This is a genomic window from Kitasatospora sp. NPDC088742 (assembly GCF_055584905.1).
This window is the reverse complement of the sequence record NZ_JBVJLD010000066.1, coordinates 1-14,284: the sequence shown is the minus strand read 5'-3', so window position 1 is coordinate 14,284 and position 14,284 is coordinate 1. Positions and strand designations below refer to the sequence as shown.

Genomic DNA, 14,284 nt, shown 5'->3' with positions numbered 1-14,284 from the left:
ACCAATTCTGAGGATGAGGAGGACTGCCGATGTGCGGTCTGGCCGGTTGGGTGTGCTTCGGACGCGACATTTCCGCGGAGACGGGAATCGCGGAGGCGATGACCGAGACGATGGTGTGCCGGGGGCCGGACGCGGGCGGGTTGTGGAGCGCGCCGCACGCCCAGATGGGCCACCGCCGGCTGGCCATCATCGACCTGGAGGGCGGCCGTCAGCCGATGACGGTCGGGGACGCCGCGGCACCCGGCGAGCAGGTGGTGCTGAGCTACACCGGCGAGGTCTACAACTTCCGCGAGCTGCGGGACGAACTGTCCGGCCTGGGCCACGAGTTCCGCACCACCAGCGACACCGAGGTGGTGCTGCACGCCTACCTGGAGTGGGGCGAGGCCTTCGCGGAGCGGCTGAACGGCATCTACGCCTTCGTCATCTGGGACGCCCGCACCGAGGAACTGCTGCTGGTCCGGGACCGGATGGGCGTCAAGCCGCTCTACTACTACCCGACCGCGGACGGCGTGCTGTTCGGCTCCGAGCCCAAGGCGATCCTGGCCCACCCCGAGGCCGAGGCCGTGGTGGACGCCGACGGCCTCCGGGAGGTCTTCTCCATCGTCAAGACGCCCGGCCACGCGGTCTTCAAGGGCATGTACGAGGTGCTGCCCGCCACCGTGCTGAAGTTCTCCCGGGCCGGCCGCACCGAGTCGGCCTACTGGGAGCTGACGGCCACCCCGCACACCGACGACCTGGAGACCACCGTCGCCACCGTGCGCGGCCTCCTGGAGGACATCGTGGAGCGGCAGTTGGTCGCCGACGTCACCGTCGGCACCCTGCTCTCCGGCGGCCTGGACTCCAGCGCCGTCACCGCGCTCGCGGCCCGGGCGCTGGCCAAGCAGGGCGTCACCGAGCCGATCCGGGCCTTCTCGGTGGACTTCACCGGCCACGAGCAGCGCTTCACCAAGAACGTCCAGTGGGCCGACCCGGACACCCCGTTCGCGGTCCAGGTGGCCGAGCACGTCGGCGCCGAGCACATCGTCGTGGAGCTGGACAGCGCCGACGTGCTGGACCAGGACGTCCGCGCCCAGGTGCTCCGGGCCCAGGACCTGCCGGTCTCCACCGGCGACATGGAGTACTCGCTGCTGCTGCTCTGCCGGGCCCTGAAGGAGCGGATGACGGTCGCCCTCTCCGGCGAGGCCGCGGACGAACTCTTCGGCGGCTACACCTGGTTCCACGACCCGGGCGCCGTCGAGGGCGACACCTTCCCCTGGCACCACCCCTTCGAGCAGGCCGGCGGCATCGGCGCCCTGCGCGAGGTCGGCCTCTGGGACCGGCTCGGCCTCACCGAGTACGTCAAGCAGCGCTACCAGGACGCCCTCGCCGAGGTGCCGAGGCTTCCCGGCGAGACCGGACTCGAGGCCCGGATGCGGGAGTTGACCTACCTCAACCTCACCCGCTGGGAGAACTTCCTGCTCGACCGGAAGGACCGGATGAGCATGGCGGTCAGCCTGGAGGTCCGGGTGCCGTTCACCGACCACCGGCTGGTCGAGTACGTCTACAACACCCCGTGGGCGTTCAAGAGCTTCGACGGCCGGGAGAAGAGCCTGCTCCGCGCCGCGATGCGCGGCCTGCTGCCCGACGAGGTGCTGGACCGCAAGAAGAACCCGTACCCCTCCACCCAGGACCGGGGCTACGAAATCGCCCTGCGCGAAAGGGTGTCGGAGATCCTGGTGCCCGGCGCCCCGGTCTTCCGGATCGTCGACGAGCAGGACGTCCGCAAACTGCTGGACCGGCCGGTCGGCTCCTACGCGATGGGCGGCCCGTGGAGCGCCCGCGCCGTGCTGGAGCGGCTGATCGAGTTCGACACCTGGGTCACCGACTACCAGGTGACCGTCGAACTCTGACGCGGCGTCAACACGTGTGAGCGGGTCCGGACCACCACCCCCGTGGGTGGTCCGGACCCGCTCCGTCCTCCGGCTCGGACTCGCTCAGACCCGCCCGGCCTCGGCGATGACCCGCTTGGCCATCCGCTCCGCGAAGCGGTTGCCGGCCACGCAGCCCAGCACGATCGCGACCACCAGCATCACGGTGCCCAGCCAGACCATGGTCTCCACCGGCAGCACGTAGGCGAGGACCGCCTTGGCCGCGCACTCCGCCACCAGCACCGAGCCCCAGGCCAGCGAGAAGCTCCGCTCGTCCCGCCGGAACGCGGCCGAGCCGGCCATCAGCCGCTCCCAGGCCGCCTCCCGCTCGGCCCGCCCCTTCACGACGAAGGGCTTCATCCCCGCCGTCATCAGCGGCCGCCCGAGCAGCGCCGTCACGATCATCGAGCCGCCGACCACACTGCTCAGCAGCGCGTCCTTGACCATCATCAGCCGGGCGTCCCCCGACATCATCGACAGTACGATCCCGGCCACGTTCGCCACCAGCATCACCACCGCCAGCGCGTTCACCCGCCCGTCCCGCAGCAGCCCCGCCACCGTCCGCACCACCGGCACCGCACTCGCCACCGCCAGCGAGGCCACCAGCCCCACCCCCAGCACCGAGTGCGCCAGGTAGTACGTCCCCAGCGGCACCGCCACATCCACCACCAGCGGCTTCAGCCCCGCCCACGCGTTCCCGCCCTGCACCTGCTGCTGCTGGACCTTCGTGCCCTCGATGACCGCCATGACCACTCCCCGTTGTCCGCGCCCGCCACTCTCCGACCCCTCAAGAATCCCGCCCGGCAAGCCCCCTGAGGCAGTGCCACCCGTTGGTGAAACCGCATGACGGATGTCACGACGCCCCGCCACGGGCGGCCCGGCTCCGGTGGCGCCACTCACGCGGGGCGGTGAGGGTGGGGCGCGGGGGTCGGCTCTGGAGAGGAGATGTGCGGATGGTCGAGGTGACGGAACCGTATGCGGTCGGGACGCCCTGTTGGGTGGACCTGACGTCGAAGGACCAGCAGGCGGCGTTGGACTTCTACCGGGACCTGCTCGGGTGGCAGGGGCAGGTCGGGCCGGAGGAGTTCGGCGGGTACGCGGTCTGCGACCTGAACGGCCGGCCGGTGGCCGGGGTGATGGGGCCGGTGCCGACGGAGCCCGGGCAGCCGCCGGTGCCGCCGAACTGGACCACCTACCTGTCCACCGACGACGCGGACGCCACCCTGACCGCGATCGGGGACAACGGCGGGACGGTGATCTTCCCGGTGATGGACGTCGGCACCATCGGCCGGATGCTGGTGGCGGCCGACCCGACCGGTGCGGTGTTCGGGGTCTGGCAGGCGCTGGAGTTCCAGGGCGCGGGCGTCTGGGGCGAGGCCGGGGCGGTGGTCTGGAACGAGCTGCGCACGCCCGCGCCGGACGCGGCCGGGGTGTTCTACAACGCCGTCTTCGGGGTACAGATCGCCCCGATGGAGCAGATGCCCGAGTACCTGTCGTTCAACGTCAACGGCAAGAGCAGCGGCGGCGTCACCACGCTGGCGGGCGACCCGCCCGGGACGCCGCCGCACTGGCGCACCTACTTCGGCGTGGACGACACCGACTCCACCGTGGACGCCCTGGTCAAGGCCGGCGGCACCGTGCTGGAGCCGCCCACCGACTACCCGTGGGGCCGCAACGCGCTGGTGCAGGACCGGGACGGCGCGGTCTTCGCCCTGCTGAAGCCCAACCCGATGTGACGGACCGTCGGGCCGGGCGACCGGATCCGGACACCGCCCGTTCGCGACGCGCCAGAAACGCCGCGAATGGGCGGTTTCCCGTGTCATTCGGGCCAGACTGACAGCCATGCTGGGGCTTCCGGACCACATCCATGCGTTCCTGTTCGACCTCGACGGCGTGCTGACCCAGACGGCCAAGGTGCACGCGGCCGCCTGGAAGGACATGTTCGACGCCTTCCTGCGCGAGGAGGCCGGCCGCACCGGCGCCGCCTTCGTGCCCTTCGACCCCGTCGCCGACTACGACACCTACGTGGACGGCCGCCCGAGACTCGACGGCACCCGCACCTTCCTGGCGGCCCGCGGCATCACCCTCCCCGAGGGCACCCCGGACGACCCGCCCGGCACCCGCACCGTGGCCGGGCTGGGCAACGCCAAGAACGAGACCGTGCTGCGCCTGATCGAGGAGCAGGGCGTGCAGCCCTACCAGGGCTCGGTGGCGTACCTGCACCGGCTGGCCGCGCTCGGCCTGCCCCGGGCCGTGGTCTCCTCCAGCGCCAACTGCCGGGACGTGCTGCGCGCGGCCGGCATCGACGGCCTCTTCGACGTGGTGGTGGACGGCCTGGCGGCCCAGCGGGACCACCTGCCGGGCAAGCCCGCCCCCGACACCTACCTGGCCGCCGCGAAGGCGCTGGGCACCGAGCCGGGACGGGCCGCCGTCTTCGAGGACGCGCTGGCCGGGGTCGCGGCCGGCCGGGCCGGAGGTTTCGGCACCGTGGTCGGGGTGAACCGCACGGGGCAGGCCGACGCGCTGCGCGAGCACGGCGCCGACCTGGTGGTGGACGACCTGGCCGAGCTGATCCCGACGCAGGAGGACCACGGATGACCGCGCACAGCAGCTTCGCCGTCGACCCCTGGGGCGTCCTGGAGACCGGCCTCGACCTGGCCGCGATGGCCCGCTCCGAGTCGCTCTTCGCACTCTCCAACGGCCACATCGGCCTGCGCGCCAACCTCGACGAGGGCGAGCCGCACGGCCTGCCCGGCACCTACCTGAACGGCGTCTTCGAGCTGCGCCCGCTGCCCTACGCGGAGGGCGGCTACGGCTACCCCGAGTCCGGCCAGAGCGTCATCAACGTCACCAACGGGAAGATCATCCGGCTGCTGGTCGACGACGAGCCCTTCGACCTGCGCTACGGCGAACTCCGCAGCCACCAGCGCCGGTTGGACTTCCGGGACGGACTGCTGCGGCGCGAGGCGGAGTGGACCTCCCCGGCCGGACGGACCGTCAAGGTGGTCTCCACCCGGTTGGTCTCGCTGACCCAGCGGGCGGTCGCCTCGGTGGACTACCGGGTGACCGCCGTGGACGGGCCGGTGCGGATCGTGCTCCAGTCCGAGCTGGTGGCCAACGAGCAGCTGCCCGGCGGCCAGGAGGCCGACCCGAGGGCCGCCGCCGTGCTGGAGGCCCCGCTGATCGCCGAGGCGGCCTCGGCCTCCGGGACGAAGGCGGTGCTGGTGCACCGCACCCGGTACAGCGGCCAGCGGGTGGCGGTCGGGATGGACCACGTGATCGAGGGCCCCGACGGCTTCGACGTCATCGGCGAGTGCGAGGAGGACCAGGCCCGGATCAGCGTCACCACCGTGCTGAAGCCCGGGGAGGAGCTGCGGCTCACCAAGTTCACCGCCTACGGCTGGTCCGCGACCCGTTCGCTGCCCGCCGTCCGGGACCAGGTGGAGGCCGCGCTGACCGCCGCGCGGTACACCGGCTGGAACGGGCTGGTGGCCGAACAACGGGACTACCTACGGGAGTTCTGGGAGACCAGCGACGTCCAGATCGAGGGGGACGTGGAGCTCCAGCAGGCCGTCCGGTTCGCCCTCTTCCACGTCCTCCAGGCCGGTGCCCGGAGCGAGGAACGGGCCATCCCCGCCAAGGGGTTGACCGGCCCCGGCTACGACGGGCACAGCTTCTGGGACACCGAGACCTTCGTCCTCCCGGTGCTCACCTACTGCCTGCCCGAGGCGGTCAAGCAGGCCCTGCGCTGGCGGCACACCACCCTCCCGCTGGCCCGCGACCGGGCGGCCCAACTCGGCCTGGCCGGAGCGGTGTTCCCCTGGCGGACGATCCGCGGTGAGGAGTGCTCCGGCTACTGGCCGGCCGGCACCGCCGCCTTCCACATCGGCGCCGACATCGCCGTCGCGGTGGCCCGCTACGTACGGGCCACCGGGGACGTGGAGTTCGAACGCACCCACGGCCTGGAGCTGCTGGTGGAGACGGCCCGGATGTGGCGCTCGCTCGGCCACCACGACGCGGCCGGGCGGTTCCGGATCGAGGGCGTCACCGGCCCGGACGAGTACAGCGCGGTGGCCGACAACAACGTCTTCACCAACCTGATGGCGCAGACCAACCTGCGCGCCGCCGCCGAGGCCGCCGCCCGCCACCAGGTGGAGGCCGCCGCGCTCGGCGTCGGCACCGAGGAGACCGCCGCCTGGCGGGACGCCGCCCGGGCCATGTACATCCCCTACGACGAGAAGCTCGGCGTGCACCCGCAGGCCGACGGCTTCACCGACCACCAGTTCTGGGACTTCGACGCCACCCCGCCGGAGAAGTACCCGCTGCTGCTGCACTACCCGTACTTCGACCTGTACCGGAAGCAGGTGGTCAAGCAGGCCGACCTGGTGCTGGCCATGCAGGTGCGCGGGGACGCCTTCACCGACGAGCAGAAGGCCCGCAACTTCGCCTACTACGAGCGCCTGACGGTCCGTGACTCCTCGCTCTCCGCCTGCACCCAGGCGGTCATCGCGGCCGAGGTGGGCCAGCTCGACCTGGCCTACGACTACACCGCCGAAGCCGCCCTGATGGACCTCCACGACCTCGGCGGCAACACCCGCGACGGCCTCCACATGGCCTCGCTGGCCGGCGCCTGCCTGGCCCTGGTGGCCGGCTTCGGCGGCCTGCGCGACCACGCCGAACACCTCTCCTTCCGCCCCCGGCTGCCCGCCGGCCTGCGCCGCCTGGCCTTCGCCATGGTGGTCCGGGGCAACCTGCTGCACGTCGAGATCACCCACACCCGCACCACCTACACCCTGCGCCGGGGCAACCCGATGACCGTCCTGCACGAGGGCGAACCCCTACGCGTCGAACCCGGCCGCCCCGCCTCCCGCCCGATGGCCGTCCCCACCCCCGTCGAACGCTGCGTCCAGCCCCCCGGCCGCGAACCGGCCCGCCGCCAGCAGAGCGCCGGCCCGGCCGTCGGCAGCGGCGTCGAGCCCTCCACCCACCTCGCGGCCGAATAGCCGCGCGGGTCCCTGACGTACCGTCCGACGAGAGCGGGTGAACCTGTGGGCAGCAGCGTGGCCGAGCAGATGGTGGAGGTGCTCCGGGAGGCCGGGGTGGAGCGGGTCTACGGGGTGGTGGGGGACAGCCTCAACCCGGTGGTGGACGCGATCCGGCGGACCGAGGGCATCGAGTGGGTGCACGTCCGCAACGAGGAGGCCGGGGCCTTCGCGGCCGCCGGGGAGGCCGAACTGACGGGCCGTCTGGCGGTCTGCGCGGGCTCCTGCGGCCCGGGCAGCGTGCACCTCATCCCCGTCAGGCCTACATGTTATCAGGAGTCGCCCATCTGCCGCCTTGAGCAGGGGAGTTGACCAAGCGCCAGAGCCCCCGCCAGGAGGTCCTGACGGGGGCTCTGCGGGGCCTAGCGGGACATGATTGCCTCAAGGGCCGGTGCACAGTCGGCACAGCCCCACAGGGGCCGTGGTGGAGCGCTCGCGCGCTCTGAGTGGGCTACCACCGTCACGTCCGTGGCGGTGCCGCACAGGCAACAGGTCCCCTTGATAGGCCGGGCCTCTGCCTGCTGCGCACCTTCGGCCGAGGCGGTCACCATGCACCCGCCAGGCAGCCAGTCTCGTCGACGGCGTCCCCCAGCCAGTGGCGGGGGTCGGGGAGGCCTGCCCTGGCGGCCCAGCTCGTGACGATGCCCTCCGCTGTGCGCTGCGCCTCCCGGGCGTGGAAGTCCGCCTCCATTGCATCCAGCTCGGGCATCCAGGCGCCGGGGTAGTAGCGGCGGCTCTTACCCGTGGTGGGTCCGACCGGGATCTCCCGCACGTAGGGGCGTAGGTAGTCAGTGCCGAACTCGTCGGGGAGGCCCTGGGCGAACCGATCCTCGGGTGGCGTGGGGGTGTGGGGCCAGGCGGGGAATCGGTATCCGGCGTTAGCCGGGATGGGCGGCCGGGCGGTCGTCGCGGGTGCGCGGCGCGGTCGACGGCGGGGAATCCAGGCCCGGAGAACCCAGAGCAGCCCATAGGCGATAACGTAGAACACTGTCGGCTCCTAACCAGCTGACTGCCCCCGGCACCGGCCCTAATCCGGAGCCGGGGGTTTTGTGTTTGCACCGCCACCGTAGGTCACTTGTCTCCTACTTGTCTACAGCTTGTCTAGTCCCTGTCTGCTTACTGCGGTTTGCCGTGTCCCGACTACGCTTTGCCCCATGGCAGAACCACCCTTCGACCGTCGGTCCCGCTTGAGTACTGCGGAGCAACTGGCCGCACGCCTGGCGGATGAGATCCGGGCCGGGGCCTACGGGGCGGACGGCCCCCTGCCGTCGGAGCCGGACCTGGCCGCCCGCTTCAACGTGGCCCGGGAAACCGTGCGCAAGGGCCTCGCCGTACTGCGGGCTGACGGCCTGGTGGAGACGCTGCGGGGGCGGGGGACGTATGTGGTGCCGGGCGCGGCAGCGTCCGAAGATCGGCAGCCTCCGTCCGATTATCGGACAGGGGTAGATACGAAACTCGTATCTGCTGAGGGGATGGCAGAGCCCCGTCCGACCAGTGGTGACCGGTAGGACGGGGCTGAGGGCACATAGGAGGCGGGGGGTGTAGTCGCAGGAGACGCCGCACCCCGGTCTCCCGCCTTAGCCGTGCGGGTGCACTGCGGTCTCCGGCTTGTCGAGCCAGTAGCGGTGCGTTCCGTCAGGGGTGACGGTCAGGCCGAAGCGGTCCGGCCCCGGCTGCCCGTTGGCGAGCCACCAGGCGTGCGCCTCGGCCACCTCATCCCACAGACGCCGGGGCCCGTACTGCCAGACGGTGAACCCCTCGGCGCCCTCCCCGGCCCAGTCCACGGCTGCCCAGGACTTGGCATCGGTGGTGGCGAGCCAGAGCCGGCGGGCGACTCCGTCAACGTCGGGGTCGTCGTGCCACGTCTTCCAGACGTTGCCGAGGTGAACGCCGAGGGTGAACCCGAGGTCCCACCGGTCATCGGCGATCTCGAACACGGGAAGGGTGGTGACCGCTTCATCCGGCATGTGGTCGTCGCGAACAACGTCCCGGTAGATTCGGAGATCCGTGCGCTGCCCTCGGGCGAGCATGAACGCGCTGTGCGGACTGAATCGCCCTTCCGCAGAGCCGTCTTCGGCCACGTCGAGCAGCAGTAGGCCCCAGCAGACCCAGGGGTTGTCCCAGGGGGTGAGGAGCTTCCCGCCGGGCTTGACCTGCGCGAGCAGTGCACTCGGGATGTCCCGCAGGGCGCAGGTAGCCGAGATCCGGTCGTACGGGGCCCGGAGGCCCCACCCCCGAGTGCCGTCTCCACAGACCACCTCGGGGCTTAGGCCGACGCTTGCCAGGTTGGAGCGGGCGACCGCGGTCACCTGCGGGTCGACCTCGATGCTGACCACATTCTCGGCGCCGACGCGGTGACTCATGTACGCGGCGGTCAACCCGGTACCGGTCCCGACCTCCTCCACCGTCATCCCCGGGTGAAGGTCGAGCATCTCCAGCATTCGGAACACGATCGCCGGGGCCGAGGCGGAAGACGACGGCCACGGTTCGCCGTCGGGGTCCTTCCCGTCGTTGACCTGCGTCACGACCGGGGAATTGGCGTAGGCGGCAGCAGCCCAGCCGGCGGGGTCCGTCGCACGGTCGCACGGCACCAGGCCGTCACCGTGGTCGAGCCAGATCCGATCGGGGAGGAACTTCGTCCGGGGCACGGCCATGGCTGCCGCAGCCCACTCGGGGGCCACGTCGTGGCCGAGTTCGGTAGCGATGGAGCGGAGCAGACTACGCGCGGCAGTCTGCTCCTGCTCGTCGTGCTGAGTGGTCGTCACTTGTGCTTCGGCTCCGGCTTGCTCTTCTGGCTGTCGGGGTTCGGGGCGGCGGTACCCGGGTCCTTCTTGCCCCCGTGCTTGCCTCCTCCGCCGTCGTTGCCGCCCGATCCGCCGCCGCTACTTCCGCCCTTACCCGTTCCCCATGCCATGGTCATACCCTCCTGGTGGTGGCTACTTGGTGTGCGTGGTGTCCGTCTTCGTGTCCGGCGGCATCGGCCCGGGGCCGGGCGGCGGGTTCTTCGGGGGCGTACCCATGATGGTGACTCCTCACAGTGGACGGAACCCGGCGCGGGAGGCGCGCGGGGTCGTGCAGTGGTGCGAGGTACCGCCCGCCCTGGCCGAGGGGGGTACGGCCAGAGCGGGCGGTGGTGCTGTTCCTCACCCCTGCCAGGGGGCACCCCGTCGGGCGGACGGGAGAACGGGCCTGCGCAGTACACGGTCACGTCTGACGGCGCCTGTGTGCAGGCGTGAACTCCACATCGGGGAACAGCGGACCCGAGCCGGCGGGGGCATCTGCCCAACCGTCCGCCGGTCCGGGAGTCTGTGTCAGGCCCGGTAGACGGTCACGGTCGAACTGCCGGACCGGTGCGGCGGGTCCTGCTGCTTCGGCGGCTTAGGGGCCTGCTTCGGCTTGGCGGCCTGGTCGTTGTCGCTCATGCGGCGCGGACTCCCGCCGGCTCGCCGATGAACAGGACCGGCAGCCCGTGACCGGCCTCGCGGGCGTCGAGCGCGTATCCGATGCGGTCGGCCTGGTAGGTGGCGAGCTTGCCGGGGAACTGCGACGGCTTGAGCCACACCAACTCTCGGATCTCGTCACGCGCCGTGGCCGGGATGGACAGCCCGTCGGCTTCCTCGGCGGTCAGTACCCCGCCGTCGAGCACGACGTTCACACCCTCGTTGGCACCGGTCGCCGTGTTCGCCTCCATCTGGTCGACCGCGAGAATGTGCGTCAGGTCCCGGCGCAGGCCGGTCTCCTCCAACAGTTCCCGCGCCGCAGCGTCGGCGATCCGCTCACCCTCGTGCGCGCCGCCACCGGGCAGGATCGGCCGGTCCTTGTACGTGGTCTGCACCATGAGCACGGCCCCGGTGTCCGCGCGGGTGATCAGCACCACGCAGCCGAGGCGGCGCCGGGGCTGCTTGTCGTGCTCAATCTCGTTGTGCGTCAAGGGAGTTCCCCACTGGAGTAGTGATTGTGTAGGCCCCGCCCCGGGCCGTCGGTGTGAATGAGCACCCGGGACGGGAGTTGGAGCCCCAGGGATACCGCCAAGAGGAACGCGGCAGCCCCGGGGAGTCTGGTGGTGGCCCCCACCGGCCGGACCGCCCGAGAGTCCGGTGAGCCCCGGCGGGGGCCATCGGCCCGCACGCTGCTGCTCACACCAGCAGCGGGGCCAACCCGTCCGCACCTGCCGCACCAGGACGCAGGCAGGGGACGGGAGTTCAGTCGTTCGGTCTCACCGAGGCACCCCGGGCCAGCGCGGCACGCGCCCGGCGTCGTCGCTGCCACCCCTCGGCCCAGTCGGGACCGAACGCGGTACCGATCATGGCGAGCGACAGGGCCACGAAGCACAGCACCCAACTTCGCGCGCTGGTCGGCTGCGCCATGGCGATGCCGAGGGCGACCCCGGCCGGTCCCGCGCCGATGCCGAGCACCAGCACACCGGAGACCAGCGTCACCCGGGTCATGCCGACCGCCGGGACCGGTCGAGCTGGGATCGGAGGTTCGTTCGGCCTCGGGCAACCTTCCGTGCCCGGTCCCACGCCGGAGCCATCTCGGCCTCGATCTTGGCGGCCACCTCCTCGGCGGTCAGCGGCATCTCTGCGAGAGCGATCGTGCCCGCCCGGATGACCTCGGCAAGTCGCATGATCACGTCCGGCCGGGCCCGGCCCAGGTCGATCAACGGCGCTCCGCCGATCCGTGCCACCGGGTCAACTCCCAGCGTGGGCAGCGCACATCCGGCAGCAGTCGCCGCTTCTTGCAGTTCGTCAAGCGCTTGCTGCGCCTGCCTGCGCTGCTCCCGTGTGATGCAGGAGAACAACGAATCACCCACGATGCACCTCGCGTCTCGCATCTCGACTGGTGCCAATTCAACGGTGATGCTGCCTGTCTCCAGGACTCCAAGGTGGTGACTCCAGGTTGGAGTCTGCGCACTCAGGGTGGGTTTACGATCGGAGCACCATGCCAGGGGAGCGAACCAGTGGACCAGCAACTACCGGACCCGCGCGATGTTGTGTCGGGGATGCTCAGCGATGAACGCTTGCTGTCCATCCTTCGGACCCGAGACATGGGGGCACTGTTCAAGCTGCTCAACAGCCGAGGTATCAGCACGCGTCGCATCGCGACGGCGGCAGGGGTCGGCCAAGGACGGCTCTACGACTACATGAACGGCCGTGTTCGGGTTGAGAAGCTCTCGATGTTCGAGCAGATCGCCGACGCCTTCCATATCCCCGGCGGCCTGTTGGGCCTCGCCCGCCGTTCGTGGGAGGCAGCACCCGAGACGCCACATCAGGCACCGCTAGGCGAACTGCTTGCCGATGCGGATGACCTCTCGGCGATGGACGCCTTCCGGAACGCCGATCGACAGGCCGGAGGTGGACGCCTCTACAGCGCTGTGGTCAGGCACCTAACAGTCAGTGTGGCTCCGCGTCTGGTTGACGGAGCATCCGGGCCTGCTGTGTTCGGGGCGGCTGCCGCGCTCACCGAGATGGCTGGGTGGATGGCCCACGACTCAGGTCACGACGGGCTAGCGGCAGCGCACTTCTCCAAGGCGCTGCCACTCGCTCGGACCTCTGGCGATCTACCGCTGGCTGCTCATGTCGCGGCAAGTAGCAGCCACCTTGCGCTACAGGCCGGCGATCCCGGCGAAGCCGCGCACTGGGCGGTGGTCGGGGTGGAGTTGGCCCGTTCCGGCCCCCACCTTCCGAGCCTCATGGCCCGATTGCACACGATGCACGCCCGTGCCCTCGCTGCGACAGGTCAGTACGGATCCGCGACCGCATCACTAGACCAGGCCGCTACCTCCCTTGAACTTGGAGCCGACGATGAGCACCCATGGCTCTCGCCCTTCGATCGCGCAACCCTCGCCAGTGAATCAGCCTTGGTCTTTGGAGACTTGGGGAGTCTTGGACCAGCGCTCAGCTTCGCCGAGCAGGCAGTGAGTCTGAGAGAGGAGGGCCGGGCTCGCTCCCTGGCCCTCAGTCGGATCACCCTCGCTGAGCTGCAAGTTCGGCAGGGCGACCTCGATGCTGCTCTGGAAGTCAGCGTCCAGCTTCTCGCAACCAGCCCAACCATGGGATCTGTCCGTGTAGTTCGGCAGCTTGACGACCTGCGCATTCAGCTCAGCCAGCACGCCGCCTACGCCCCTGTTCGTGAGTATCTGGCACGATTCGACGAAGCACGCCGCACACGGGCGCTGCTGCTCGCTGACCTCATGCCACAGCCAAGGGGAGGAACCGCCCTTGAGGACCCCACCCACGCCTGACGATCCGGAAGCCTGGAACGCGTATCTGGCTGAGGGCAACGCCAAGCAACCACGCAAGCGCGTTGCCGTCGACATGATCATCCGAGACCAAAGTGGCCGCGTACTGATCGTTAACCCGACCTACAAACCAGATTGGGATCTCCCAGGCGGGATGGCAGAGGCCAACGAACCACCCGCAGACGCAGGAAGCCGGGAGGTACGGGAGGAGCTCGGGCTCGACCTAACGCCGCGCCAACTGCTGGTGGTGGACTGGGTGCCGCCACATGGCCCGTGGGACGACCAGGTCTCGTTCATCTTCGATGCTGGGCATCTATCGGACACGCAGGCCGCGCAACTGCGGCCCCATGACGATGAGTTGGTGGAGGTGGCGATGATGGAGCCTGGGGCTGCACGGGCACTACTCCGCCCCCGGTTGCAGCCGCGCTACGACGCTGCCCTGGAAGCACTGGCGGACGGGCGGGCTCGATACCTCCAGGGCGGCTACCCGATCTACTGACGCCGAGGGCCCCGCCGCTCTGCCGCGGAGCAGCGGGGTCTCCGGCGTCCTGGCGGAGCCGGCGATCAGGCTGCCTCCGGGGCCACCGCGATCGGGGCGCCGTGGTCCCCGGCGGCCCAGAGGAGGGCGGGGAGCCAGCGGCCGGTCTCGTTGGACCTTGCCCACTCGGCCATGCCGAGCATCACCCCGGCGGGCAGGTCGTGGCGGATCGTCACCCGGTAGCCATGTGCCCCGGCGGCGGGCACCATCGGGCCGACCAGGCGGCCGACGAGTTCGAGCGCGGTCAGGATCTCCGCCCAGCTTCCGACGAAGGCTTGCCCAGCAACAGCATCGAGATTCGGACATGATCGCCATACGGCGAGTCCGGCTGCATTGTGGACACCTACCTCTACGCGGAAACCGACCTTGACCTGCACAAACATCCCATGACCCTACGCAACGTAACCGGGTGCGAACAACCTTGTTTAGGGCTGGTCCAGCCCGGATTTCGTCACGGTTCAGTACTAGGGCCTGTTTCAGAAGTGGATCAAGGTCATGCGATGATCTTGATCCATGGCTCGGGGAGATCTGACGGACGCCCAGTGGGCAGTGCTGG

The 14,284-nt window shown here is 70.4% G+C and carries 15 protein-coding genes and 1 pseudogene; 8 read left to right on the top strand and 8 right to left on the bottom strand.

The genetic code is table 11. The features are described from left to right. The first annotated feature begins 29 nt into the window (after window positions 1-29). Complete coding sequence (gene asnB, locus ACZ6ZR_RS34805) at window positions 30-1,889, top strand: asparagine synthase (glutamine-hydrolyzing) (protein ID WP_465649377.1); 1,860 nt, start codon at window positions 30-32, stop codon at window positions 1,887-1,889. Between the two features lie 84 nt (window positions 1,890-1,973). Here asnB and ACZ6ZR_RS34800 read toward each other — a convergent pair whose 3' ends face one another. After that, window positions 1,974-2,654 carry a VC0807 family protein gene (locus ACZ6ZR_RS34800; protein WP_465649375.1) on the bottom strand — a complete coding sequence of 227 codons (681 nt, stop codon included), beginning with the start codon at window positions 2,652-2,654 and terminating at the stop codon, window positions 1,974-1,976. A gap of 206 nt (window positions 2,655-2,860) precedes the next feature. Here ACZ6ZR_RS34800 and ACZ6ZR_RS34795 point away from each other — a divergent pair, with 206 nt between their 5' ends. The 4 genes and pseudogenes from ACZ6ZR_RS34795 to ACZ6ZR_RS34780 all read left to right on the top strand — a co-directional run. Beyond that, entirely contained in the window at window positions 2,861-3,643 is a 783-nt protein-coding gene (locus ACZ6ZR_RS34795) for a VOC family protein (RefSeq protein ID WP_465649374.1), read from the top strand. Between the two features lie 106 nt (window positions 3,644-3,749). After that, a complete protein-coding gene (locus tag ACZ6ZR_RS34790) occupies window positions 3,750-4,505 on the top strand; it encodes an HAD family hydrolase (protein ID WP_465649372.1) in 756 nt (251 codons plus the stop codon). Continuing rightward, a complete protein-coding gene (locus ACZ6ZR_RS34785) occupies window positions 4,502-6,910 on the top strand; it encodes a glycoside hydrolase family 65 protein (protein ID WP_465649369.1) in 2,409 nt (802 codons plus the stop codon). Before ACZ6ZR_RS34790 ends, ACZ6ZR_RS34785 begins: the two co-directional genes overlap by 4 nt. Window positions 6,911-6,979: 69 nt before the next feature. Continuing rightward, window positions 6,980-7,201, top strand: a pseudogene (locus ACZ6ZR_RS34780) (thiamine pyrophosphate-binding protein); the annotation flags it as partial. Window positions 7,202-7,493: 292 nt separating this feature from the next. Here the strand turns inward: ACZ6ZR_RS34780 and ACZ6ZR_RS34775 are convergent. Next, complete coding sequence (locus ACZ6ZR_RS34775) at window positions 7,494-7,937, bottom strand: hypothetical protein (RefSeq protein WP_465649367.1); 444 nt, start codon at window positions 7,935-7,937, stop codon at window positions 7,494-7,496. A gap of 166 nt (window positions 7,938-8,103) precedes the next feature. Here ACZ6ZR_RS34775 and ACZ6ZR_RS34770 point away from each other — a divergent pair, with 166 nt between their 5' ends. Continuing rightward, window positions 8,104-8,457 (top strand): winged helix-turn-helix domain-containing protein, encoded by a 354-nt coding sequence (locus ACZ6ZR_RS34770; RefSeq protein WP_465649365.1) that lies wholly within the window; start codon window positions 8,104-8,106, stop codon window positions 8,455-8,457. 69 nt (window positions 8,458-8,526) lie between these two features. Here the strand turns inward: ACZ6ZR_RS34770 and ACZ6ZR_RS34765 are convergent, their stop codons facing one another. The 5 genes from ACZ6ZR_RS34765 to ACZ6ZR_RS34745 form a co-directional block, all read right to left on the bottom strand. Next, a complete protein-coding gene (locus tag ACZ6ZR_RS34765) occupies window positions 8,527-9,714 on the bottom strand; it encodes a methyltransferase domain-containing protein (RefSeq protein ID WP_465649363.1) in 1,188 nt (395 codons plus the stop codon). Beyond that, a complete protein-coding gene (locus tag ACZ6ZR_RS34760; RefSeq protein ID WP_465649361.1) occupies window positions 9,711-9,863 on the bottom strand; it encodes a hypothetical protein in 153 nt (50 codons plus the stop codon). Before ACZ6ZR_RS34760 ends, ACZ6ZR_RS34765 begins: the two co-directional genes overlap by 4 nt. Before the next feature lie 504 nt (window positions 9,864-10,367). Next, entirely contained in the window at window positions 10,368-10,880 is a 513-nt protein-coding gene (locus ACZ6ZR_RS34755) for an NUDIX domain-containing protein (RefSeq protein WP_465649360.1), read from the bottom strand. Window positions 10,881-11,151: 271 nt separating this feature from the next. After that, complete coding sequence (locus tag ACZ6ZR_RS34750) at window positions 11,152-11,397, bottom strand: hypothetical protein (RefSeq protein ID WP_465649358.1); 246 nt, start codon at window positions 11,395-11,397, stop codon at window positions 11,152-11,154. Continuing rightward, entirely contained in the window at window positions 11,394-11,762 is a 369-nt protein-coding gene (locus tag ACZ6ZR_RS34745) for a hypothetical protein (protein ID WP_465649356.1), read from the bottom strand. Before ACZ6ZR_RS34745 ends, ACZ6ZR_RS34750 begins: the two co-directional genes overlap by 4 nt. A 147-nt stretch (window positions 11,763-11,909) precedes the next feature. Here ACZ6ZR_RS34745 and ACZ6ZR_RS34740 point away from each other — a divergent pair, with 147 nt between their 5' ends. Together ACZ6ZR_RS34740 and ACZ6ZR_RS34735 are read left to right on the top strand one after the other, a co-directional pair. After that, window positions 11,910-13,193: an XRE family transcriptional regulator gene (locus ACZ6ZR_RS34740; protein ID WP_465649355.1), complete on the top strand. Its 1,284-nt coding sequence runs from the start codon at window positions 11,910-11,912 to the stop codon at window positions 13,191-13,193. Then, window positions 13,171-13,689: an NUDIX domain-containing protein gene (locus tag ACZ6ZR_RS34735; protein WP_465649353.1), complete on the top strand. Its 519-nt coding sequence runs from the start codon at window positions 13,171-13,173 to the stop codon at window positions 13,687-13,689. The genes ACZ6ZR_RS34740 and ACZ6ZR_RS34735 overlap by 23 nt, the downstream gene beginning before the upstream one ends. Before the next feature lie 65 nt (window positions 13,690-13,754). On the opposite strand, the gene ACZ6ZR_RS34730 is transcribed toward ACZ6ZR_RS34735, so the two are convergent. After that, window positions 13,755-14,111, bottom strand: a complete 357-nt coding sequence (locus tag ACZ6ZR_RS34730; protein ID WP_465649351.1) for a hypothetical protein — start codon at window positions 14,109-14,111, stop codon at window positions 13,755-13,757. Between the last annotated feature and the right edge of the window lie 173 nt (window positions 14,112-14,284).

What these genes read in the sequence shown, in the direction of transcription:
- asnB (WP_465649377.1), top strand. Translation starts at nt 30, where the DNA reads ATGTGCGGTCTGGCCGGTTGGGTGTGCTTCGGACGCGACATTTCCGCG.
- ACZ6ZR_RS34800 (WP_465649375.1), bottom strand. Translation starts at nt 2,654, where the DNA reads ATGGCGGTCATCGAGGGCACGAAGGTCCAGCAGCAGCAGGTGCAGGGC.
- ACZ6ZR_RS34795 (WP_465649374.1), top strand. Translation starts at nt 2,861, where the DNA reads ATGGTCGAGGTGACGGAACCGTATGCGGTCGGGACGCCCTGTTGGGTG.
- ACZ6ZR_RS34790 (WP_465649372.1), top strand. Translation starts at nt 3,750, where the DNA reads ATGCTGGGGCTTCCGGACCACATCCATGCGTTCCTGTTCGACCTCGAC.
- ACZ6ZR_RS34785 (WP_465649369.1), top strand. Translation starts at nt 4,502, where the DNA reads ATGACCGCGCACAGCAGCTTCGCCGTCGACCCCTGGGGCGTCCTGGAG.
- ACZ6ZR_RS34770 (WP_465649365.1), top strand. Translation starts at nt 8,104, where the DNA reads ATGGCAGAACCACCCTTCGACCGTCGGTCCCGCTTGAGTACTGCGGAG.
- ACZ6ZR_RS34760 (WP_465649361.1), bottom strand. Translation starts at nt 9,863, where the DNA reads ATGGCATGGGGAACGGGTAAGGGCGGAAGTAGCGGCGGCGGATCGGGC.
- ACZ6ZR_RS34750 (WP_465649358.1), bottom strand. Translation starts at nt 11,397, where the DNA reads ATGACCCGGGTGACGCTGGTCTCCGGTGTGCTGGTGCTCGGCATCGGC.
- ACZ6ZR_RS34730 (WP_465649351.1), bottom strand. Translation starts at nt 14,111, where the DNA reads ATGTTTGTGCAGGTCAAGGTCGGTTTCCGCGTAGAGGTAGGTGTCCAC.